The organism is Streptomyces hilarionis, assembly GCF_024539675.1.
GTDB classification, from domain to species: domain Bacteria; phylum Actinomycetota; class Actinomycetes; order Streptomycetales; family Streptomycetaceae; genus Streptomyces; species Streptomyces hilarionis.
On sequence record NZ_JAHHIT010000042.1, the window covers coordinates 1 to 21,720 of the forward strand.

The following is a 21,720-nucleotide window of genomic DNA, read 5'->3' on the forward strand; positions in this document are numbered from 1 at the left end:
CCCCGCGGCGGCGGCGCGGCGGGCGGGGGCGCGTCGCCGTCGCGGGGGACGCGGGCGTACATCTCCTCGGCGAGGGAGAAGACGTCCCGGTGCCGAAATCGCGCGGCGGTGCGGTCGGTGACCCCGTGCGCCTCCAGGCCCGCCGCGATCTCCAGGGGGTCGACGGCCCGCTCGCACAGCTCGCGGTGGCGGTGCATCAGGGCCTTCACCGGGTCGCCCGCCCCACGGCGGGGGGTGTCCGCGCCCCGGACGCCGGAGGGCGCGCCCGGGTCGGAGAGCACAGGGGAGTCGGAGGGCGCGTGCGGGTCGGAGGGCGCGTCGGGGACGTCCGGCGGCCCGGGCCGGTCCAGTTCGCCGAGCCCGCTCATCGCGCTCCCTCCGTGGCGCCGACCGGCGCGGCCTCCCACGGCGGCGGTCCCGGCGTCCGGGCGGGAGCGTGCCGGGCGGCGCCTCGCGCGGCCAGGTCGATCCACAGCCCCGGCAGCCGCGCCTCGGCGGGGACGGCGAAGGGGCGGGGCTCGCCGCCGTCGTCGAGGACGTACGGGCTTACCGGGGCCTGGGCGACGAGCTCCAGGTAGAGGCGATGGAACGCCGCCACGTTCTGCTCGACGGTGAACAGTTCGAGGGCGCGGGCGCGGGCGGCCGCGCCCAGGCGCGCACGGCGCTCGGGGTCGCGCAGCAGCGCCACGCACGCCTCCGCGAGCGCCCGCGGGTTGCGCGGCGGGACGACCAGTCCCGTGCCGCCGATGACCTCGACCACCGCGCCCACGTCCGTGGAGACCGTCGCGCGGCCGCAGAACATCGCCTCGACCAGGCCGACCGGGAACCCTTCGACGACGCTGGAGAGCACGATCACCGCGCCCGCCGCGTACACGTCGGCGAGGGTGGGGGCTTCCGGGTCGCCGACCTCCTCGAAGGACACGGGGTTGTCGCCCACGCAGTGCGGTCCGTCGGCCTCGTCGGGGAAGAGCTGCGCGGCCAGCATCCGGCAGTGGCCGAGGTAGGCCCGGCCCTCCGCGCCGCTCGCGGCGCCGACGATCCGCAGCCGGGCCCTGGGCTCCTCCCGGCGGATCTCCGCGAAGGCGTGCAGCAGGGAGACCAGGTCCTTCGCGGGCTCCACCCGGCCCACCCGGACGAGGGTGTAGGGGTCGGCGGCGTCCGGGGCGTCGCCGACCTCGGCGAACGGGGACGCCTCCATCCCGGGGTACACGGTGCGCAGTTTGGCGCGGTCCGCCCCGCAGCGCTCCTGCCAGCGGCGGGCGTGGGCGTTGCCCGGCGTGACACAGGCGGCCTGCCGGTACGTCTCCGCCGCGAGCCGGCCGTGGAAGGCGGCGAGCAGGGCGCGCACGGCGGGTGCGGCGGGTGCGGCCTCGGCTGACGGCGTGCCGTCGGAGCCCGCGGGCGGCGGGGGTCCGCCCGCGCTCAGGTAGTGCGTGCGCAGCCGTACCCCGTACTCGGTCACCAGCAGCGGAATGTCGAAGAAGTGCCGGGCGAGCAGTCCGGTCAGGGCCGCCGCGCCGCCGGACGTGGCGTGACACAGGTCGACGGAGCCGAGGCCCGCGCGCTCGTCGCCGCCGTGGTCGTCGTACCAGTCGAGCGAGAGGGGGCGCAGCGCGCGTTCGAGGTGGGCCGCGACGGTGAGCAGGTCGGGCACGCGGGCCGCGCGCGCCGTTCGCAGCGCGCCGGGCGCGCGGCAGGCGCGTTCGAGAGCGCGCACCGCGCCCTCCGAACGGAGGGCCCGCCCGAGCCCGCCCTCGTTCCGGGCGAGCTCGGCGAGGCCGTACAGCGCATTGGCGAAACGGTCCGCCTGAGGGGTGGAGCGGGTTTCGGAAGGGACCGCCGAGTCGGGGGCCCCGCCCTCGCACAGGACGGCCGCCAGCTCCTCGTAGCACTCCGCGAACCGCCGGCGCGCGCGCCGCCCGTGGGCGACCCCGTCGTCCCCGGCCTTCCACAGCGGCGCCGTGCGCACCTGGCCGACCTGCGGCGGAAGCTCGACCCAGCCCGCTTCCTCCTGGTGCGCGGCGCTGCTGAGCGCGTAGACGTCGAACCGGTGCCGACCGAGCCCGCGCACGAGCCGGTCGCACCAGACACCGGCCTCACCGCTCACATACGGATAGCCGCCCTCCGTAAGCAGTCCGACACGCACGCGCACTCCCGATCTCCCGTTGGGGGAGCCGCCGTTGACCCGACGGCTCGCAGCGGGACGAACGTATGCGGACAAGGCGGTGGTGCGATGGACGGTTGTCCATCGCACCACCAAAAGGGGTGAACGGACGTAACTTTCCCGTGCGGGTCGCGTTCCGTCGCGCTAGGAGATCAGGCGACCGCGAAACGTTACGGCACGTGCGCCGGGGCCGCCCGGAGCGCGCGGCGGACCGGGGCGGCACGCGCGGGCCCCCGACCGGCCTTTTCCGCGCGCGTCGGCGCCGCCTCCGTGCGTGCCGGTCAACTCCCGGGGAAGGCCCAGGGGTTGGGCCGGCAGTGGATCCCGCCGTGGTCGAGGAACTTCGTCTGCTGCTGCATGACGGGCGCGAGCTCGCCGTCCTTGTCGCAGGTGACGTGGCCGAAGCCGAGGCGGTGGCCGACCTCGTGGTTGATCAGCATCTGCCGGTAGGCGTACATCTGGTCGCCGAAGGTCTTGGAGCCCTGCGCCCACCGGTAGGCGTTGATCATCACGCGTTCGGTGGCGGCCGAGTCGCAGGAGACGTTGTCCTCGGTGGTGTCCAGACCCGACTTGGCGCACCACAGGGCGGTGGTGCCGGGGCTGGCTAGCGTGATGACGAAGTCGGGTTTGCCCGAGTGGATCCGCTCGAAGGTGCGCGCACCGCCGTGGGCCCAGCTGCGGTCGTCGTTGAGCGTCTGCTGGACGGCTTCGGCGAAGAGCGCGCCGTCGAGCCCGAGGCCCTGCTCGACGTCCACGCGGTAGGTGTACTTCCGGCCCTTGCCGGGTGCTTTGTCGACGCCCGGGACCGCGTCGAACCTGCCCGATCCCTTGAGGGTGGCGCCGAGAGGGTAGCGGACGGCCATCTTCTGCGCGTAGGTGAGCGCGATCGCGCCGGTGGACGACGACGGGGTGGGCCGGTCGTCGCCGCGCGCGGTGTCGTCGGCGGCGCCGGCGCGGTCGACCGCCGCCTGCGGGCGGACGGTGTCCTCGCGTCCGTCGGTGACCTGACCGGCCACCATGACGGCCAGCACCGTGGTGACGGCGGCGGCCGCGATCCCGGTGAACGTGCGCCCCTTGACGCTCCTGGCCGGGGCGGGCAGGCCGGTGAGCGCCGTGTCGTCCGCCGCGTCGAGGCCGGTCGGCCCGGTCGGGCGGGCGCCGTGGGGGCCGGTGCGCGTGACGGCGGCCGCGGCGGACGGACCGCCCTCCCGCGCGCGTGCCGACGCGGACCGCGTCCCGGCGCGCGCGAAGACGTCGTCCTCGTCGTCCTCGTCGAAGGCCGCGAGGTAGTCCTGGCGGGGGCCCTGACGCGGGCCGGGGCGGGGGCCCTGGCGCGGGCCGCCCTCGGGGTTGGGTCGTTGACGCGGTATCACGGGCTGCCCGGTACCCGCCGGCCGCTGCCTCAACTCACCCCAGCCGCCCCCGGCCTCACGCTGCTCGGGGTGGCCGCCGCGTACCCGCGGGACCCCGTGGCCGGGTGTGGCGTCGGGGGAACCGGGGAACCCGGGAGATCCCGAGAGGCGGGGCGCTCCGTGCACGGGCGCGCCGTCGCGACCGTTGTGCGGGGCCGGCACGCGCGGGCCCCTGGCGTCGCTCGGCGCAGGCCCTCGCGACGATCCTGTCGCCGATCCCCCCAAAGGCCCCTGCGCGGGCCCCTGTGGCGGAACCTCGGACGGGCCCTTGGCGCCGTCCTTGGGGGCGGGTCCGCGCCGGCTGTGGCGTCCCACGTCGGCCTCAGCCCCCCGACGTCTCGGTCGCGGTCTCGGCGAGGAGCTCCCGGAAGGCCGACGCGACCGTCTCGGGGTACTCCATCATCGCGACGTGCCCGGCGTCCGGCAGCGTGAGCAGGCGGGAGTCGCGGAAGGCGCGGGCGGACCGCTGCGCCATGCGGAAGCCGACCAGTTGGTCGCGGCCGCCGTAGACGAGGAGCGTCGGGGCGAGGACGCGCTCGGCCTGCCGCCACAGCCCGTGCTGTCCGCCCAGGGTGTAGGCGCTGAGCAGCCCGCGCGTGGAGCGCGTCAGCGCGTCCCAGAAGTAGGGCAGTTGCAGCCGCCGTTCCAGCTCCTCCACCGCGTGCCGGAACGCCTCGGGGCTCACCAGTCCGGGGTCGCCGTAACAGAGCCCCATGACGCCGCGCACCCGCTGCTCGGCCGTCCACTCCCGGGTGAACCGGCTGAAGAGGGCGGCGACGCCGGGCAGCCCGACCAGCCCCGTGGGCACCGCGGTGCGCTGCACGCGCAGTTCCGGCAGTGCGGGAGACACCAGGGTCAGGGTGCGCACCAGGTCGGGCCGGACCGCGGCGACGCGCGTGGACACCGCGCCGCCGAGGGAGTTGCCGAAGAGGTGGACGGGCCCGCGCCCGGAGGCGTCCAGATAGCGGATCACGGCACGCGCGTGTGCCGTGATCGAGTAGTCGCCGTCGTCCGGCGGCGGGGAGTCGCCGAAGCCGGGCAGGTCGACGGCCTCGCTCGCCACGGACCCGTCGAGCAGGGCCATCAGGGCGGACCAGTTCTGCGAGGAACCGCCCAGACCGTGCACGTAGAGCGCGGGCGGCAGGCCCTCGCGCGCGGGCGGCCGGGAACGCACCGTCAGCGTGACGCCCGGCAGCCCGACCGACCGCAGCCGCTCGCCCTCCGCGACCCGTACAGCGATCGCCTTCGGCAGCACACTGGTGGGCGGCACGGAGGGCAGCTCGGTCGAAGACATGCGGCAATGTTACGAGACGATCACGCGCGCCCTGGTGTGTTCGCCGTCACACGTGCGGAACCGGCCGGTCCGAGACCCAGGGTCGGGCGATCGCCGCGGCGGGGCCATGACGGCGCACATCGTGGGCACCCTGCACAGCGATCGCATAGCGTCCGAAACGGGTGTCTCCTAGGCTCGTACCGAGGGCACCCGCTAGTGGCCCCTGCACCTCGCAGGGACTTTCGCAGGAAGGGAGCCCACCATGTCCGTTGACCCCACCGACCCGGGCACGTTCGAAGAGGACGACGACTTCGGGGAGATCGACGTCGAGGCGCCGGAGAACGACGCCGCCGAGCAGTCCACGGACGTCAGGCCGGAGCGCGACGACGCCCTGGAGGACGTGGACCCCGCCCGGGCCGACGAGGCCGATCTCGTCGAACAGGCGCGCGTGGTGTCGCTCGACGAGGAGGACTATCGCTGACCGGGCTGAGCTGGAGCGGGGCGCTAGTATGCCCGGAACATGATGTTTGGAAACCATCTCTACCGCTTTTGTCGTCGTCCAGTCCGTGAAATTCTGCGCTCGCACCGCGCGCACCACGGTTACCGAAAAGTACGATGGCGGCGCGGCGCTCACCGCATGAGGACCACTTAGGGAGGCGGCGTGACAGCCATCGAGCAGACAGAGGCGGCGCGCCCGCGGGGCACTCGCCTGCCGCGCCGTGCCCGCCGGAACCAGTTGCTGGGCGCCGCCCAGGAGGTGTTCGTCGCGCAGGGCTATCACGCGGCCGCCATGGACGACATCGCCGAGCGGGCCGGCGTCAGCAAGCCGGTGCTGTACCAGCACTTCCCCGGCAAGCTCGACCTGTACCTGGCCCTGCTGGACCAGCACTGCGAGTCGCTCATCCAGGCCGTGCGCGGCGCGCTCGCCTCGACCACCGACAACAAGCAGCGCGTGCGCGCCACCATGGACGCGTACTTCGCGTACGTGGAGGACGACGGCGGCGCGTTCCGGCTGGTCTTCGAGTCGGACCTGACGAACGAGCCCGCGGTGCGCGAGCGCGTCGACAAGGTCACCACCGAGTGCGCCGAGGCGATCTGCGAGGTCATCGCGGAGGACACGGGCCTCTCGCGCGCGGAGTCGATGCTGCTCGCCTCCGGCCTGGGCGGCCTCGCGCAGGTCGTGGCCCGGTCCTGGCTGCACAGCGACCGCAGCGTCCCGCGCGACCAGGCGGTCCAGCTGCTGGCCTCGCTGGCCTGGCGGGGCATCGCCGGTTTCCCGCTGCACGGCACCGATCAGCACTGACCGCGCGGGCGGTCGGCCGTTTGTTCCCGTCCGGTGTTCGCTCCTGGCGTGGACGGCCGGGCCGTGCACGTCCCCTCACCGGGCTAATGTGTGCAGCGTACGGCGCGGACGCCCGCGCACCTCGTGACCGTCGGAGGGACATAGCCGTGGAGGTCAAGATCGGCGTGCTGCACGCGCCTCGCGAGATCGTTCTGGAGAGCGGTCAGACTCCCGAGGAGGTCGAGCGCGTGGTGGCCGAGGCCCTGGCCGGGAAGTCACAGCTGCTCAGCCTCGTGGACCAGCACGGCCGCAAGGTCCTGGTTCCGGCCGACCGTCTGGCCTACGTCGAGCTGGGCGAGCCCGCCCCGCGCAAGGTGGGCTTCGGCGCTCTGTAGGCGAACGAACGCAGGAGGGCCCGGCGACCGCGTGGTCGCCGGGCCCTCCTGCGTTCGTCGGTCCGACCCGCGCAGTCGGCCGCCCGCCCCGGCCGTCGGCGTCCGGCTTTCGGACCGGTCACGAGCCTCCCTCGAAGGAGGGTTGCCTTTCGCAGGTCACGGGTATGACGGGCTACGACCACGGTGCACAGCCCCGCCGCCTGGGAGGGACCTACATGATCTTGGAAGCGCTCGGCTCCACTGTGCTCGGCGTCGTGCTCGCGTGGGCGGCGGTCACCCGCCTCTCGCACCGCCTGCCGGTCCGCACCCTCGTCTACGCGACGGGCGTCGCGGGAGCCCTGTTCGGCGACTTCGTCACCCACAGCGCACTCGGCCCCGGGTCGGCCCTGCCGAGCCTCCTCGGCGCGGCGACCGTCTCCGCCGCCTCGCTCTCGCTCCTGCTGCGCCCGGCCGGCCTGCGCCGACGACGATCAGCCACGGCGTAGGTCCGACGCCGGCGCCGGCGAGACCCCCGGCACCGCCCCCGCGGCGGCCGGCGAAGCCCCGGCGCCCGGCCCATGGCCGACGTCCCGCCGACACCGCCGACGTCGGCCGCACCGGCCCGTGAACCCGCCGATCCCGTGAACCGCCTCGGCCCAGGGGCACGCCCGCCGAATCCTCGCGCCGGGCGCCCGATGCTTGGGCCCGCAGGCCCACCGACGTCCGCCGCACACCGCACCCGCCGGTCTCGCGGGCGGCCCGACCCGCACGAGCAGGCCGCGGCCCAGCGCGGACGGGCCGCACCGCGTGGGCGGACAGGCGGGCGGCCTCGGGCCTTAGGCGGCCAGTCCCAGTGCCGCCATCCGCTTGGTGTGCGCCTCGGTGATCCGGGAGAACATCCGGCCCACCTCGGCGAGGTCGAACCCGTCCGCCACGCCGCCCACCAGCATCGTCGACAGCGCGTCGCGGTCCGCGACCACCCGCTGCGACTGCGACAGCGCCTCGCCCATCAGCCGCCGCGCCCACAGCGCGAGCCGTCCCCCCACGCGCGGGTCGGCGTCGATCGCGCCCCGCACCCGGTCCACGGCGAAGCCGGCGTGACCGGTGTCGTCGAGCACCGCCAGCACCAGGCCACGCGTGTCACTGTCCAGCCGCGCCGCGACCTCCCGGTAGAAGTCACTGGCGATCGAGTCGCCGACGTACGCCTTGACCAGACCCTCCAGCCAGTCCGAGGGGGCCGTCTGCCGGTGGAAGCCGTCCAGCGCGGCGACGAACGGCTCCATGGCGACCGTGGGGCCCTCGCCGATCTCCGTCAGCCGGTCGCGCAGCCGCTCGAAGTGGTGGAACTCGGCCGACGCCATCTTCGCCAGCTCCGCCTTGTCCTCCAGCGTGGGCGCCAGCTTGGCGTCCTCCGCGAGCCGCTCGAACGCCGCCAGCTCGCCGTACGCCAGCGCACCCAGCAAGTCCACGACGGCCGCCCGGTACTGCGGGTCGGCGGAGGCCGTCGCCCAGTCCTGGGCGGCGATCCCGGTTGCGGCGGCGGTGTTCTCGGGCTTGTCAGAGGTCGTCATGAAGCGCACAATAGCCCGCCGGCCGCGCGGGGGAAGTCCCTGGTCAGTCAGTGTGACAACGAAGACGTACGGGATCGCGCCCGGCATTGTGACAACCACAACGTGACCGAATCGGCCATCACATGTGCACGATTCCGGGGTATGGTGGTAATGCGCCTGCCGAATATTCGACGGGCCGCACGTATGAGGATGCCCGGTCGGTGGCCCGATCGGCTCCGACCCGACAGCCCTCATGGCTCGTACGGCACATTGCGTACGCAGGCCAGAGGGACACCCTCCAGCGGTACGAGCGCTAGAGCGTCGGCAGTGGTCCCGTGCCGAACGGCTTGCCCTCCACGGCTCGCCCGTAAGGCCGCCGACGTCCCCGGCACGGTCCGTCAAAGACCCCCGCGCTCGCCTCGCACCGCGCACACAGAAGAGGCAGCACCCTGACTACGACGTTCCGAGAGCTCGGAATCCTTTCCGAGACCGCCGAGGCCCTGGAGGCCGTCGGCATCACCACCGCGTTCCCCATCCAGGAGATGACGCTCCCCGTGGCCCTGTCGGGCTCGGACGTCATCGGACAGGCCAAGACCGGCACCGGCAAGACGCTGGGCTTCGGCCTCCCGCTCCTCGAGCGCGTGACCGTCCCCGCCGACGTCGAGGCCGGCCGCGCCGCGCCCGAGGCCCTCACGGACGCCCCGCAGGCGCTCGTCGTCGTCCCCACCCGCGAGCTCTGCACGCAGGTCACCAACGACCTGCTGACCGCGGGCAAGGTGCGCAACGTGCGCGTTCTCGCCATCTACGGCGGCCGCGCCTACGAGCCGCAGGTCGAGGCCCTGAAGAAGGGCGTCGACGTCGTCGTCGGCACCCCGGGCCGCCTGCTGGACCTCGCCGGCCAGCGCAAGCTCGACCTCAAGCACATCAGGTCGCTCGTGCTCGACGAGGCCGACGAGATGCTCGACCTGGGCTTCCTGCCCGACGTCGAGAAGATCATCAACATGCTTCCGGCGAAGCGCCAGACCATGCTGTTCTCGGCCACCATGCCGGGCGCCGTCATCTCCCTCGCGCGCCGCTACATGTCGCAGCCCACGCACATCAACGCCACGTCGCCCGACGACGCGGGCCGGACCGTGGCGAACACCAAGCAGCACGTGTACCGCGCGCACAACATGGACAAGCCCGAGATGGTCGCGCGGATCCTCCAGGCCGAGGGCCGCGGCCTGGTCATGGTGTTCTGCCGCACCAAGCGCACGGCGGCCGACCTCGCCGACCAGCTCCAGCAGCGCGGCTTCGCGTCCGGCGCGGTCCACGGCGACCTCGGCCAGGGCGCCCGCGAGCAGGCGCTGCGCGCCTTCCGCAACGGCAAGGTCGACGTCCTCGTCTGCACCGACGTCGCCGCGCGCGGCATCGACGTCGAGGGTGTCACCCACGTCATCAACTACCAGTCCCCCGAGGACGAGAAGACCTACCTGCACCGCATCGGCCGCACCGGCCGCGCGGGCGCCAAGGGCATCGCCGTCACGCTGGTCGACTGGGACGACATCCCGCGCTGGCAGCTCATCAACAAGGCGCTGGAGCTCGACTTCAGCGACCCGCCGGAGACGTACTCCACCTCCCCGCACTTCTACGAGGACCTCGGCATCCCCGCCGGCACCAAGGGCATCCTGCCGCGCTCGGAGCGCACCCGCGCCGGGCTCGACGCCGAGGAGCTCGAGGACCTCGGCGAGCCGGGCGGCCGCGGCGCGCGCGGTCGTGGCGACCGGGGCGGCCGCGACCGCGGCGGCCGTGGTGACCGCGGCGGCCGGGGCGGGGGCGACCGGCCCGCGGAGCAGCACGCCGAGGAGCGGGAGCGTCCGGCGCGCACCCCGCGCCGTCGCCGCCGTACCCGCAACGGCACCCCCCTCGACGCGACGTCGGCGCCCACCGGGACCGCCGCCGAGCAGACTCCCGTGACCGAGCAGCTGCCCCTGGCGGACGAGACGACCGCGGCACGCACCCCGCGCCGCCGTCGCCGCACGCGCACCGGCGCCGCACCGGAGATCGCGGCGACGGCCGCGCCGGCCGTGACGGACGCCGTCACCCCCGTCGCCGAGGCCGCCGTGGCCGCCGTCGCGACGGCGGAGACCGCCGCCGTCGACACCGTGAGCGCCCCGGCGCAGGAGGTGACGGACGCCGCGGCCAAGCCGCGCCGCCGCCGCACCCGCAGGACCGCCGAGGCCGCGCCCGCCACCGCCGTGGCGGACGTGCCGGCCACCGAGGCCCCCGCGGCCGAGGCCGTCGCCGACACGGCCGAGGGCGTGGAGAGCGCGCAGGCCGCGCCGCGCCGCCGCACCCGCAAGGCGACGGCTCCGGCGACGACCGAGGCAGTGGCCGCGACCGAGGCCGTGTCCGCGGTCGAGACGGTCGAGGCCCCGGCCGCCGAGGTCAAGCCCCGCCGTACCCGCAAGAAGGCTGCGGCGACGGCTCCGGCTCCCGCCGAGGCCGAAGCGGCGGCCACCGCCGCCGCCGACACGGCGGAGGGCGCGGAGGCCAAGCCGCGCCGCCGCACCACCCGCAAGACGACCGCCCAGCCCGAGACGACGGCGACCACCGCCGACATCCCGGCCCAGGCCACCCAGGAAGCGGAGCCCGCGAAGCCGCGCCGCACCCGCAAGACCGCCGCCACCGCCCCGGCCCCCGCCGAGGCCGAAGCGGCGGCCGAGGCGGTCGCCGACACCGCGGAGGGCACGGAGGCCAAGCCGCGCCGCCGCACCACCCGCAAGGCCGCCGCCCCGGCGGAGGCCGCCGTGGAGACGGCCGAGGCCGTCGAGGCCAAGCCGCGCCGTGCGCGCAAGACGGCCGCCACCGCCGCGGTCACCGCGCAGGCCCCGGCGGAGGCCGCCGAGGCCGAGGCCAAGCCGCGTCGCAGCCGTAAGGCGGCGGCTCCGGCCGAGGCCGCCGTCGACACGGCCGAGGGCGCCCCGGCCAAGCCGCGCCGCGCGCGCAAGACGGCCGCCGCGGCCGTCGAGGCGACGCAGGAGCAGGCCGAGCCGGCCGCCGAGGCCGTCGTGACCCCGCCGCGCCGGACCCGCAAGGCGGCGACCGCCGCGACGTCGACCGCCGCCGTGAGCGCGGTCGACACGGCGGAGGGCGCGGAGGCCAAGCCGCGCCGCCGCACCACCCGCAAGACGGCCGCCCAGCCCGAGACGACGGCGACCACCGCCGACATCCCGGCCCAGGCCACCCAGGAAGCGGAGCCCGCGAAGCCGCGCCGCACCCGCAAGACCGCCGCCACCGCCCCGGCCCCCGCCGAGGCCGAAGCGGCGGCCGAGGCGAGGCCCCGGGTGCGCCGCGCCCGCAAGGCGACCGCCACCGCGGAGCCCGCGGACGGCTGAGCGGACGGGCACGACCCGACGGCCCGGTCCCTCTCCGGAGGGGCCGGGCCGTCGGCGTTCCCCTGGGCGGGTCCCGGCGAGGGCGCACCCCGGTCCCTGCCGGTAGCCTCGGCACGTGACCAGGCCGAGCATCGACACCCCCTTCCCGCCCCCTCCCGGCGCGCGTGCGTACGCGCTGCGGACCGAGCGCGGTGAGTTCGCCGTCGTCGACGCGCCCGTGGCCGCCGGCGTCGAGCCGCGCGGCGTCGCGCTGCTGCTGCCCGGCTTCACCGGGAGCAAGGAGGACTTCCACCGGCTGCACGAGCCGCTCGCGGCCCGCGGTTACCGCAGCGTCGCCGTGGACGGGCGCGGCCAGAACGAGTCCGACGGTCCCGCGGAGGACGAAGCGCCCTACGCCCAGGCGGAGTTGGCCAGGGACGTCCTCGCGCAGGCGGCCGCTCTCGACACCTCCGTGCATCTCGTCGGGCACTCCCTGGGCGGGCAGATCGCCCGGGCCGCGGTCCTGCTGGACCACTCCCCCTTCGTCTCCTTCACGCTCGTCTCCTCGGGCCCCGCCGAGATCTCGGAGTCCCAGAAGCAGCGGGTGAAACTGCTGCACGACGCGCTCGCGGTGATGTCCATGCCGCAGGTGTGGGCGGCGATCCTGGCGATGGGGCCGCCCGAGGAGATCGGCGGTCCGGCCCGCGGCTTCGGCAAGCTGGACCAGATGCGGCTGCGCTGGCTGAACCACAAGCCCGCCCAACTGCTCGCGGCGGGACGCCAGTTGTGCGTCGAGCCGGACCGCGTCGGCGAACTGGCCGCGGTGCCGCTGCCGCTGCACGTCCTGTCCGGCGCACGCGACGACACCTGGCCGGTGCCCCTGCTGGACGCCATGGCCATGGACCTGCGCGCGCACCGGACGGTCGTGCCGGGCGCCGAACACTCGCCGAACCTGGACAAGCCGCTGCCGACGGCCCATGCGCTCGCCGACTTCTGGGACCGGCACCGCTGAGCCCGCGCGGCCGACCCGGCCCCGCTGAACCGGGGCCGCCCGCCCCACCCGCACGGCCCGCGCCACCCACGCCCACGCACACGCGCACGCACACGACACTGTCCGCCCGCCATCGGTACGGCGGGATCGGCCTAGTACTGCGTCTGCACGTGCTCCCAGAAGCCGTCGCGCAGGGAGCGCCGGAGGTCGGCCTGGCCGCGCAGGGAGTACTGCAGGATGCCCTCGGCCTCCACGAGGAGGTCCTGGTCGACGGAGCCGGGGAGGTAGGGGTGGCCCGGCAGGAGCTCGGCCAGCGTCTCCCTGCCTCGCGCCGCCAGCCATTTCGCCGCGATCTGCGCCCCTACGAAGCGCACGGCCTCCCGGCTGGGGCGGTTCGCGCCCGTCGCGTCGTGGACGCTGGTGCGCCGTGAGACGTACGGCTTGAAGAAGTCGAGGTCGAGGGTGCGCTGGCTGTCCACCTCCCACAGCAGCGGCTCGGCCTGGTTGCGGCCGTCCGGCGCCTCGATGCCCCACAGGTGGACGCGGGCGCCGTACCCCTGGGCGGCCTCCACCGCCGAGACGAGGTCCTCGTCGCCGCCCAGCAGGGCCGCGTCGCTGATGGCGCGGTGACGTGCCAGGGACTCCAGGTCCGTGCGGATCAGCGAGTCGACGCCCTTCTGCTGGTTGTTGGCGTTGAGGTTGCCCAGGCGCACCTTGACGTCTGGCAGCTCGGCGATCGACTGCTGTTCGGCGGTGTGGATGCGGCGCCGGGCGCCGTCGTACCAGTAGACGCGCAGCAGCCGGCTGTCGGCGAAGATCGAGCGGGCGCGGTCGATGAGCGCCTCGATCAGGCCCTCGGCGTCGAGGTCGAAGGCCCGGCGGTCCTCGGTCCCGGCCACCAGGCGTCCCGCCGCCGCGTACAGGTACCCCGCGTCGACGAAGATCGCGTGGGTCGAGGGCGTCTTGGCCACCTCGGCGAGCATGCGGGTGAGCAGCTCGTTCGTGCGGTCGATGCGGGCGGCGAGGGCCGGGAGGTCGTCGTTCATCGCCCCCCATTGTCCCGGTGGTCACGCTGCGAACACAACCGGTCCCGGTCAGTCCCCGCAAACCCCCTTACTCGTTAGTAATTAGTCGTTCGAAAAATTTCTTTAGCGTAGGGAATGTTCGTAACATGCGCCGCGTTGACTACTCATGTAGCAACGAGCACAGCAATCCTCCGCGAGGGGGATGACCAGACGAAGGGAGAAGCAATGCGCTTCGAAATCATGCGACTCGACGACGTCGACGGCACGCCCGTGGACAGCACCGTCGTGGACGCCGCCTCCGTCAACCGGATCGTTCAGCAGGCCGCCGCCATCGGGCAGCGGCTGTGGATCCGTCCGGCCGACGCCTCGGCCTCATAACACGGGCGATACAGGTCCCGCACAGGTTTCGAAGCCCCCCACGGCCACGCCGTGGGGGGCTTCGTGCGTGCCGGGGCGTTCAGCTCCCCCGGATCACCTGGGTGACGCCGTTGATGATCTGCTGCACGGCGATGGCGGAGAGCATCATGCCCGCGAGCCGCGTCACCAGGACCACGCCGCCGTCCTTGATGACCCGGATGATCAGCAGCGAGTACCGCATCACCACCCACAGCACCACGTGGATGGCGAGGATCGCCGCCCACACCGACACCTGCGTCGCGACGCTGTCGGCCTTCTGCACGGCGAGGATCACGGACACGATCGCACCGGGCCCGGCCAGCAGGGGCATGCCCAGCGGGACGAGGGCGACGTTGACGTCCTTGGTCTGCTTCGGCTCGTCGGTCTTGCCGGTGAGCAGGTCGAGCGCGATCAGCAGGAGCAGCAGGCCGCCGGCGATCATCAGCGCGGGCACCGAGACGTGCAGGTAGTCGAGGATCTGGTGGCCCAGCAGTCCGAAGACGGCGATCACGCCGCCCGCCACGCAGACGGCCTGGAAGGCCATCCGCTTCTGCACCTTGCCGGGGCGTCCGGCGGTCAGGGCGAGGAAGATCGGGGTGATCCCGGGGGGATCCATGATGACGAAAAGGGTGAGGAACAGGGAGCCGAAGACGGCGACGTCGAACATCAGTGCACAAGCCTTGCGAGGAAGAGGTGAGAAGGGGGACGCGCGGGAGGGCGTCAGACTCCGCCGGCGCCCGGCACCGGGAAGGCCCCGGTGGCGCGCCGGGTGATCTCGCCGTACACCTCGGGGTCGGTCGTGTACTCGCCGAGCTCGCACGTCTTGCGGCTGCCGTGGTAGTCCGAGGAGCCGGTGACCAGCAGGCCCAGGTCCTTCGCCAGCCCGCGCAGCCGTCCCCGCGTGTCCGCGTCGTGGTCCATGTGGTCGACCTCGATGCCGTCGAGGCCGGCGGCCGCCAGCTCGGCGATCGCCGACTCCGGCACCGTGCGCCCCCGCTTGGCGGCGGCCGGGTGGGCGAACACGGCGACCCCGCCCGCGCCCTTGACCAGCCGGATCGCCTCGAAGGGGTCGGTCTCGTGCTTCTCGGCGTGGGCGCGCCCGCCGTCGGCGAGCCAGTCCCGGGTGAAGGCGTCGCCCACGGTGGGGACGACGCCGAGCTCGACCAGCGCGGCGGCCACGTGGGGCCGCCCGACGGACCCCTCCCCCGCGATCCGCGCGACCTGTTCCCAGGTGACGGGCACGCCCAGGTCGTTCAGCTTGGCCACCATCGCCCGCGCCCGGGGCACCCGGTCGTCGCGCACCAGCTCGCGCTCGGCGAGCAGGGCGGGCTCCTCTGGGTCGAAGAGGTAGGCCAGCATGTGCATGCTGACGCCGTCGATCCGGCAGGAGAGCTCGGCGCCGGTCACGAGCGTGAGGCCCGACGGCAGCGCGGCGAGGGCCTCGGCGTGTCCGCGGGTGGTGTCGTGGTCGGTCAGGGCGACGACGTCGAGCCCGGCGGCGGCCGCGTTGCGGACCAGCTCGGCCGGGGTGTCCGTGCCGTCGGACGCCGTGGAGTGGCAGTGCAGATCGATGCGCACGACGCGGGCTCCAGACGGTGACGGACGGATGGGGACGCCCCAGCATAGCCGGTGGTCAACCCCCATCCGTCACACCCGAACCCGCCCAGCGCCCCCTACACGCCGAACGCCGACGACGTCCCGTACGTCGACGCAGGGGCGGGGAGAAGGCCGCGCAGGGGCGCCACGCCGCGACGGCGCGCGCCCGCGCCAGGTGTATACGGCTAGGGCGTGTTTCGAAAGTAGCGTCGTCCGCCCGGAGGGCGGGCCCGGCGGCGTCTGGTGCGTGCGATCGCAAGGCGGAGGGTCACCCCGATACTGGTTGTATCGGGGTGACCCCGACAACGCGGCGAGCGTGCGTGCCAGACGTCGCCGGGCAGACGGGACTTTCGAAACACGCCCTAAGGCTTGAGCAGGCGCGGCGACAGGGCCCCGCAGGGCACCAGCTCGACCTCCGCCCCGGCGTCCCGCAGGTCCGTCAGCACCAGCTCGTCGTACATCAGCAGTCCGGACTGCTCGGGCCAGACCACGGCCCACAGCCACAGCCCACGGGCCTCGCCCGCGAAGACCGCGCGGTCGTCCGGGGTGGCGGACACGTGCCACAGGGGGGTGGGGCGGCCGGCGGCGAGGACCTTGGCCTGCGGGGGCTTCTCGACGCTCATGTAGGGCCCGGGGTCGGGCCCGTCCACGCCTGCGTACCGCGCGCCGAGGCCGACGCCGAGCTCCTCGGCGACCAGGATCAGCTCACCCACGCCGCCGAGCGGACCGGGCCCGGTGCAGGCCACCGCGGTGGCGCGGCCGCCGCTGCGGTCGTCGCCGGCGTACGTCACACCGGTGAAGAGCCAGCCGACCGGCAAGGGCCACGGCATCCACACGGGTACCTGCGTGCGGTGCACGACGACGCCGAGGGCCTCGACGCTGGGCGGGATCACGGGCTGTAGCGGATGGACCGTCCCGTGCACGTCGCACTGCCAGGAATCGGCGAAGAGTCCGGGAGCCCTGACCCGGCCACCACACTTCGGGCAACTGGGTTCGCCCCTCATAGAGCCCCACGGTCCTACCCGAGCCCGCCCACGTCAAGGACGATCACCCGTCCGGACGGAAACCGACGGCAGGAAGGCCCGCACGGACCGATATAGATGTAGCTTGCATTCATTAGGCGATCGATCTAACTTACTATGTGTATACACCAACTATCTAGGGGACGAGAGGAACCATGGACACGTTCGACGCCGGAGCCGGAAGCATCCTGCGACAGCCGAAGGCGGTATGGGCGACGGCCGGAGCCTCCGTCGTCGCCTTCATGGGCATCGGCCTGGTCGACCCGATCCTGCCGTCCATCGCCCAGGGACTGGACGCCACGGCCGGCCAGGTCTCCCTGCTCTTCACCTCCTACTTCCTCATCACCGCGCTCGCGATGCTGGTGACCGGGTTCGTCTCCAGCCGCATCGGCGGGCGCCGCACCCTGCTGCTAGGCCTCGCCCTCGTGGTGGTCTTCGCCGGCCTCGCGGGCACCTCGGGCTCGGTCTCCGAACTCGTCGGCTTCCGCGCCGGCTGGGGACTGGGCAACGCGCTCTTCGTCTCCACCGCCCTCGCGGTGATCGTCGGCGCGGCGGCCGGCGGCAGCGCGGCCGCCATCCTGCTGTACGAGTCCGCGCTCGGCCTCGGCATGGCCTGCGGCCCGCTGCTGGGCGCGCTGCTGGGCGACGCCAGCTGGCGCTACCCCTTCTTCGGGACCGCGTTCCTCATGGCGATCGGCTTCCTGTGCATCACGGCGTTCCTGAAGGAGCAGCCGAAGCCGGCCCGCAGGACCTCGCTGCTCGACCCGCTCAAGGCGCTCGGCCACGGCGGGCTCGCCTCCGCGGCGGCCTCCTCGTTCTTCTACAACTACACGTTCTTCACGGTGCTGGCCTTCACCCCGTTCGTGCTCGACATGACCCCCTACAGGTCGGGCGCGGTGTTCTTCGCCTGGGGCGTGCTGCTGGCCGTCTTCTCGGTGCTCGTGGCGCCGCGTCTTCAGAAGCGGTTCGGTTCGCTGAAGGTGCTCGGCGGCTCCCTGGTGCTGCTCGCCGCCGACGTGCTCGCCCTCGGCTACGGCGACCACACCACGGCCGTCGTGTGCACCGTCCTGTCCGGCGCGTTCATCGGCGTGAACAACACCGTCTACACCGAGCTGGCGCTCGGGGTGTCGGACGCCCCGCGTCCGGTGGCCAGCGCCGGCTACAACTTCGTGCGGTGGTTCGCGGCCGCGGCCGCCCCCTACTTCGCGCCGAAGATCGAGGAGTGGAGCGACGTCCACATGCCGTTCGTCGTCGCGGCGGTGACGGCGGTGCTCGGCGCGGTCGTGGTCCTCGTCCGGCGCGAGGCGCTGACGCACGAGGCGCGGGAACTGGAGCCGCGGCACGCGACGGAGGACTCGGTCACCGTCTTCGCGAACTGACCTCGCGCGCCCGGCCGGGTCAACCGACCGGTACGGGCTGCGCGTCGGTGACCTTCCTCACGAAGCGTCAGCCGAGCGGGACGGACGTGCGGGAGGGATCCCGCAGGTCCGTCCCGTTCGTCAGCCAGCGTTCCTGGAGGGCCTGGGCGCCGTGGACGCGCTTCCAGGCGGCCTCGTTGGGGGTCATGGGGAGCAGCGGGAGGAAGCGGACGGGGTCGAGGGGCTCGTCGAGCTCCAGGTCCTCGACCAGACCGCCCGGCTCGGCGACCAGGACCGAGGTGAACGCGGCGCCGGGCCACAGCGGCCCGCCCACGTCCAGGGACGCACCCGGGGCCACGACCACCCCCTCGACCTGCGGGGACGCCGCGAGCACGGCGAGCGGACGAAGCACCTTGTCGGTGTCGGCGCCGCCCGGCCGGACGGACAGGAGCAGTTCGGCGCGCGGGCCGCGGACCGGATCCGCGAGCACCGCCGTGGGGTCGCTCATCGGCTGCGCGGACATGCCGAGCGTGGCGTAGCGGACGACGTCGCCCTCGTGGAAGCGCAGCACCTCGACGCGGTCCGCGCCGAGAAACGTGACCGCGGCGCGGGCGTCGGGCTCGCCCAGCGCGGAGCGCAGACGGGCCTCGACCAGAGGAAGAACATCAGCCATGCGGCGAGCATAGAACTCGTCAGCGCGGGGCAAAGCAGCGCCTTGACACTTCGGGCGACTGGTACTGTGGCCCGGTGGTTCGGGGCAACACGCAGTGGGCGCCTCCCAGGCTTTCGGCCCGGAGAAGTCGCCCTCTCGCCTCGACGCAGACGAGACTCCCTCACGAGGGACCGGCTGGAGGAGGTGGGGCTGTCATGGATCGAAGTCACCCGTGCAGTACCACTCGCTCTTCCCGCCGCTGACACCGCTGCTCTGGCCTCTTGGCCTCCGGCCGTTCGCCGTCTGTCGCGCTCCTCTTCACGCGGAAGAGCACTTCGTTTCGTTCTTTGCCCTGATCTGCCCGATCGGTCCCACCGATCCGATCTGCCAGATCACTCCGGTCTGATTCAGCAGCGAAGCTCGCCACCGCGACGGAGCGGTGCTCCCCGCTTTGTGGACGTGCCAAACCCCTTCCCAGCCCCAGGGGCCGGGAGACCTCGTCAGGACGTCCCCATTCCGGGCAGTTCCATCCGTCGTGGCGGTCTTTCTTTGCTCATCGCGAAGGAGCCTGCCATGTCGATGATCCGCGACCTCCGTGCCGTCGTCCGCCCCGCCCGCCCCTCCCTGCGCAAGGGGGGCGGGCGCACGGACACCGGCGCCTACGACACCACCCGCGACCCCGCGACCCCTTCGGCCGTCGTCGACTGCGCGGTCTACCGCGACGGCTCGCGCGTCGTGTTCCCGCAGGCGCCGACCCCGCAGGACGCCATGCGTCAGGTGCGGCGCGACGGAGGCTTCGTGTGGATCGGCCTGCACGAGCCGACCGAAGCCGAATTCGCCGGTATCGCGGCCGAGTTCGGGCTGCACCCGCTGGCCGTGGAGGACGCGGTGCAGGCGCACCAGCGGCCCAAGCTCGAGCGCTACGACGACTCCCTGTTCACCGTCTTCAAGACGATCCACTACGTCGAGCACGACCGGCTCACCGCCAACAGCGAGGTCGTCGAGAGCGGTGAGGTCATGTGCTTCACCGGCACGGACTTCTTCATCACCGTCCGGCACGGCGGCCAGGGCTCGCTGCGCGGGCTGCGCCACCGCCTCCAGGACGACCCCGAGCTCCTCGCCAAGGGCCCCTCGGCGGTGCTGCACGCCATCGCCGACCACGTCGTCGACGGCTACATCGCCGTCGCGGACGCCGTGCAGGACGACATCGACGAGGTCGAGACGGAGGTGTTCTCGCCGGGCCGCAAGGGCACCCCGCGCGGCACGGACGCCGGCCGGATCTACCAACTCAAGCGCGAGGTGCTGGAGTTCAAGCGGGCGGTGTCGCCGCTGCTGCGTCCGATGCAGCTGCTGAGCGAGCGGCCGATGCGGCTGGTCGACCCCGACATCCAGAAGTACTTCCGGGACGTCGCCGACCACCTCGCCCGGGTCCAGGAGCAGGTCGTCGGCTTCGACGAACTGCTCAACTCGATCCTCCAGGCCAACCTGGCGCAGGCCTCCGTCGCGCAGAACGAGGACATGCGCAAGATCACGTCCTGGGCGGCGATCATCGCCGTGCCGACGATGGTGTGCGGGGTGTACGGGATGAACTTCGACTACATGCCGGAACTGCACTGGAAGTACGGCTACCCCGTGGTCATGTCGGCCATGGTGGCCCTCTGCGTGGGCATCCACCGCACGCTCAAGCGCAACGGCTGGCTGTGAGGCGGGCGCCCGGGGCCGGCCCGCGAGGGCCCCGACTAGGCTGGGCGGCATGACAAGCGAGCTGCTCGGACAGGCCCTCGTGGACCGGACCCTCGTCGAGGAGGCCACCAAGAAGTCGGGCCTCGTCTGGGTGCGGGGCGCGAACGAGCCGGCCGCGCGGGCGCTGTGGCACGTGTGGCACGACGGCGCGGCCTGTCTGGTCGGCGACGGGCCGGGCGAGCAGCCACTGCCGGGGCTCGCCGCAGGCGGCTCGGCCGAGGTCACCGTCCGCAGCAAGGACAAGGGCGGCCGACTGGTCACCTGGACGGCCGCGGTCGCCGAGCTCGCGCCCGGCTCCGAGGCCTGGGAGGCGGCCGTCGCCGACCTCAAGGGCAAGCGGCTGAACGCTCCGGACGGCGAGGCCATGACCGAGCGGTGGGCGCGCGAGTGCCGGGTGCTGCGCCTGGAGCCGACCGGCGACACCTCGCCGCTCCCGCGGGGAAGCCTCGCCGCACGGCCCGTCCCCACGCCCGCCACCACGCGTGAGCCCGCGCCCGCCGCCCTGCCGAAGCTGCTGGCGCGCAGACGCGGCCGGAAGTAGCGGCCTCCCGCTCAGCGGAAGGTCACGACGCCGGAAGCTGCTTGCCGTAGTCCACCGTCTCGTCCTTCGCCGGCTCCTCCAGGGCGAAGTCCTTGCCCCAGGCCGAGAACCGCAGCGTCCCGGCCCCGCCCGCACGCTCCAGCAGCAGGGGGTACGGCTTGCCCTCCAGCGACACGTCCAGCGTGCCGCCGGAGCCGCCGTCGCCGGTGATCCGGACGGTGCGCACCCCCGCCTGCTCGTGGTGGCCGTCGGTGGCCAGCGCGCCGTGCAGCGTGAGCAGACCGTCGAGGAGGAGGTCCTTGTCCGTGAACCCGCTGAACTTCTTGTACGAGGGGTCGCCCGTCGGCACCTTGACGTACTTGCCGTCGAGCTTGCCGGCGGCCGCCGCGTCGGAGCCGTCGCCGGACTTGTCGTCCTCCTTCTTCCAGAACGCCGCGTCGGCCTTGAGGAACAGCTGCTCGCCCACCCGCAGCAGATGGAAGGTGGCCCCCTGCGCGGTGACCGACCCGGCGCCGCCGTCCGCCTTCAGACTCATGTCGAGCGTGTACGTGCGCCCGCTGGTGACGACGCTGCCCGACAGCCGCACCGCGTCCACGGAACCGGCGGCCGCCTTGGTCTTCTCCTGGATCTGCGCGGCGGACAGCTTGCCCACCCCGTTCGTGTCCGCGTCCGGATCCTCGCTGCACCCGGCCAGTCCCACGCCCACGACGAGTGCGCACACCGCGCTCACCAGCGGGGTCCGGCGCGTACGGCCCTGGGGAATCGCAGTCACAGGGAAGGCCGCCTTTCTGCGGGGGTGTGCCGAGCGGCGTACGGCAGCGTACCGGGGTCGCGCGGCCCCGGCGGAGCCAGTCCGTCCGGACGCCCCACCAGGGCGTATCCGATCGGGACGGGCTAGCCTGAAGCCCGCACGAGCGGGCAATTGGGAAAAGAGCATCACCGGCGACAGCGCGTCTCACCGGCGCGTACGACAAGGAGGGGCGGT

The 21,720-nt window shown here is 73.5% G+C and carries 21 protein-coding genes and 1 pseudogene; 11 read left to right on the forward strand and 11 right to left on the reverse strand.

The features are described from left to right. The 4 genes and pseudogenes from KMS84_RS09225 to KMS84_RS09240 form a co-directional block, all read right to left on the reverse strand. Positions 1 to 368: pseudogene (locus KMS84_RS09225) on the reverse strand (hypothetical protein); the annotation flags it as partial. After that, positions 365 to 2,146, reverse strand: coding sequence for a DUF3492 domain-containing protein (locus tag KMS84_RS09230; RefSeq protein WP_256915616.1), 1,782 nt, complete (start codon positions 2,144 to 2,146; stop codon positions 365 to 367). The gene KMS84_RS09230 and the pseudogene KMS84_RS09225, both read right to left, overlap by 4 nt. Before the next feature lie 299 nt (positions 2,147 to 2,445). Continuing rightward, on the reverse strand, positions 2,446 to 3,891 hold the full coding sequence (locus KMS84_RS09235; protein ID WP_438818917.1) for a DUF3152 domain-containing protein: 1,446 nt from the start codon (positions 3,889 to 3,891) through the stop codon (positions 2,446 to 2,448). Positions 3,892 to 3,898: 7 nt separating this feature from the next. Further along, a complete protein-coding gene (locus KMS84_RS09240; protein WP_256915617.1) occupies positions 3,899 to 4,870 on the reverse strand; it encodes an alpha/beta fold hydrolase in 972 nt (323 codons plus the stop codon). 241 nt (positions 4,871 to 5,111) lie between these two features. Between KMS84_RS09240 and KMS84_RS09245 the strand changes: the two genes are divergently transcribed. The 4 genes from KMS84_RS09245 (at position 5,112) to KMS84_RS09260 (ending at position 7,011) form a co-directional block, all read left to right on the forward strand. Continuing rightward, entirely contained in the window at positions 5,112 to 5,330 is a 219-nt protein-coding gene (locus KMS84_RS09245; RefSeq protein ID WP_256915618.1) for an Rv3202a family protein, read from the forward strand. Positions 5,331 to 5,510: 180 nt separating this feature from the next. After that, on the forward strand, positions 5,511 to 6,152 hold the full coding sequence (locus KMS84_RS09250) for a TetR/AcrR family transcriptional regulator (protein WP_069771643.1): 642 nt from the start codon (positions 5,511 to 5,513) through the stop codon (positions 6,150 to 6,152). A gap of 146 nt (positions 6,153 to 6,298) precedes the next feature. Next, positions 6,299 to 6,526 carry a DUF3107 domain-containing protein gene (locus KMS84_RS09255; protein WP_020130831.1) on the forward strand — a complete coding sequence of 76 codons (228 nt, stop codon included), beginning with the start codon at positions 6,299 to 6,301 and terminating at the stop codon, positions 6,524 to 6,526. A gap of 215 nt (positions 6,527 to 6,741) precedes the next feature. Beyond that, on the forward strand, positions 6,742 to 7,011 hold the full coding sequence (locus tag KMS84_RS09260; RefSeq protein WP_256915619.1) for a hypothetical protein: 270 nt from the start codon (positions 6,742 to 6,744) through the stop codon (positions 7,009 to 7,011). A gap of 330 nt (positions 7,012 to 7,341) precedes the next feature. On the opposite strand, the gene KMS84_RS09265 is transcribed toward KMS84_RS09260, so the two are convergent. Next, complete coding sequence (locus KMS84_RS09265; protein ID WP_256915620.1) at positions 7,342 to 8,085, reverse strand: ferritin-like fold-containing protein; 744 nt, start codon at positions 8,083 to 8,085, stop codon at positions 7,342 to 7,344. A 512-nt stretch (positions 8,086 to 8,597) separates the two neighbouring features. Between KMS84_RS09265 and KMS84_RS09270 the strand changes: the two genes are divergently transcribed. Together KMS84_RS09270 and KMS84_RS09275 are read left to right on the forward strand one after the other, a co-directional pair. Beyond that, the gene (locus KMS84_RS09270) at positions 8,598 to 11,432 is read left to right on the forward strand and encodes a DEAD/DEAH box helicase (protein ID WP_256915621.1); all 2,835 of its coding nucleotides are present in this window, start codon (positions 8,598 to 8,600) and stop codon (positions 11,430 to 11,432) included. 115 nt (positions 11,433 to 11,547) lie between these two features. Beyond that, positions 11,548 to 12,423, forward strand: coding sequence for an alpha/beta fold hydrolase (locus KMS84_RS09275; protein WP_256915622.1), 876 nt, complete (start codon positions 11,548 to 11,550; stop codon positions 12,421 to 12,423). Between the two features lie 131 nt (positions 12,424 to 12,554). On the opposite strand, the gene KMS84_RS09280 is transcribed toward KMS84_RS09275, so the two are convergent. Continuing rightward, complete coding sequence (locus KMS84_RS09280) at positions 12,555 to 13,448, reverse strand: NYN domain-containing protein (RefSeq protein ID WP_256915623.1); 894 nt, start codon at positions 13,446 to 13,448, stop codon at positions 12,555 to 12,557. A 204-nt stretch (positions 13,449 to 13,652) separates the two neighbouring features. On the opposite strand from KMS84_RS09280, the gene KMS84_RS09285 reads away from it, so the two are divergent. Further along, complete coding sequence (locus KMS84_RS09285; protein WP_094103735.1) at positions 13,653 to 13,805, forward strand: DUF8834 family protein; 153 nt, start codon at positions 13,653 to 13,655, stop codon at positions 13,803 to 13,805. A gap of 79 nt (positions 13,806 to 13,884) precedes the next feature. Here KMS84_RS09285 and KMS84_RS09290 read toward each other — a convergent pair whose 3' ends face one another. The 3 genes from KMS84_RS09290 to KMS84_RS09300 all read right to left on the reverse strand — a co-directional run bounded on the left by KMS84_RS09290 (position 13,885) and on the right by KMS84_RS09300 (position 16,423). Continuing rightward, positions 13,885 to 14,490, reverse strand: a complete 606-nt coding sequence (locus tag KMS84_RS09290) for a MarC family protein (RefSeq protein WP_256915624.1) — start codon at positions 14,488 to 14,490, stop codon at positions 13,885 to 13,887. Positions 14,491 to 14,543: 53 nt separating this feature from the next. Then, entirely contained in the window at positions 14,544 to 15,401 is an 858-nt protein-coding gene (locus KMS84_RS09295) for a PHP domain-containing protein (protein WP_256915625.1), read from the reverse strand. A gap of 380 nt (positions 15,402 to 15,781) precedes the next feature. After that, on the reverse strand, positions 15,782 to 16,423 hold the full coding sequence (locus KMS84_RS09300; RefSeq protein ID WP_256915626.1) for a DUF6758 family protein: 642 nt from the start codon (positions 16,421 to 16,423) through the stop codon (positions 15,782 to 15,784). A gap of 173 nt (positions 16,424 to 16,596) precedes the next feature. Here KMS84_RS09300 and KMS84_RS09305 point away from each other — a divergent pair, with 173 nt between their 5' ends. After that, entirely contained in the window at positions 16,597 to 17,820 is a 1,224-nt protein-coding gene (locus KMS84_RS09305) for an MFS transporter (RefSeq protein ID WP_256915627.1), read from the forward strand. Between the two features lie 67 nt (positions 17,821 to 17,887). On the opposite strand, the gene KMS84_RS09310 is transcribed toward KMS84_RS09305, so the two are convergent. After that, positions 17,888 to 18,472: a suppressor of fused domain protein gene (locus tag KMS84_RS09310; protein ID WP_256915628.1), complete on the reverse strand. Its 585-nt coding sequence runs from the start codon at positions 18,470 to 18,472 to the stop codon at positions 17,888 to 17,890. Positions 18,473 to 18,683: 211 nt separating this feature from the next. Here KMS84_RS09310 and KMS84_RS09315 point away from each other — a divergent pair, with 211 nt between their 5' ends. The 3 genes from KMS84_RS09315 (at position 18,684) to KMS84_RS09325 (ending at position 20,735) form a co-directional block, all read left to right on the forward strand. Beyond that, a complete protein-coding gene (locus tag KMS84_RS09315) occupies positions 18,684 to 18,857 on the forward strand; it encodes a hypothetical protein (protein WP_256915629.1) in 174 nt (57 codons plus the stop codon). A 167-nt stretch (positions 18,858 to 19,024) separates the two neighbouring features. After that, positions 19,025 to 20,155 carry a magnesium and cobalt transport protein CorA gene (locus KMS84_RS09320; RefSeq protein ID WP_256915630.1) on the forward strand — a complete coding sequence of 377 codons (1,131 nt, stop codon included), beginning with the start codon at positions 19,025 to 19,027 and terminating at the stop codon, positions 20,153 to 20,155. A gap of 49 nt (positions 20,156 to 20,204) precedes the next feature. Next, positions 20,205 to 20,735 carry a hypothetical protein gene (locus KMS84_RS09325; RefSeq protein WP_256915631.1) on the forward strand — a complete coding sequence of 177 codons (531 nt, stop codon included), beginning with the start codon at positions 20,205 to 20,207 and terminating at the stop codon, positions 20,733 to 20,735. Positions 20,736 to 20,757: 22 nt separating this feature from the next. Here KMS84_RS09325 and KMS84_RS09330 read toward each other — a convergent pair whose 3' ends face one another. Further along, positions 20,758 to 21,507 carry a hypothetical protein gene (locus KMS84_RS09330; protein ID WP_256915632.1) on the reverse strand — a complete coding sequence of 250 codons (750 nt, stop codon included), beginning with the start codon at positions 21,505 to 21,507 and terminating at the stop codon, positions 20,758 to 20,760. Positions 21,508 to 21,720 lie beyond the last annotated feature (213 nt).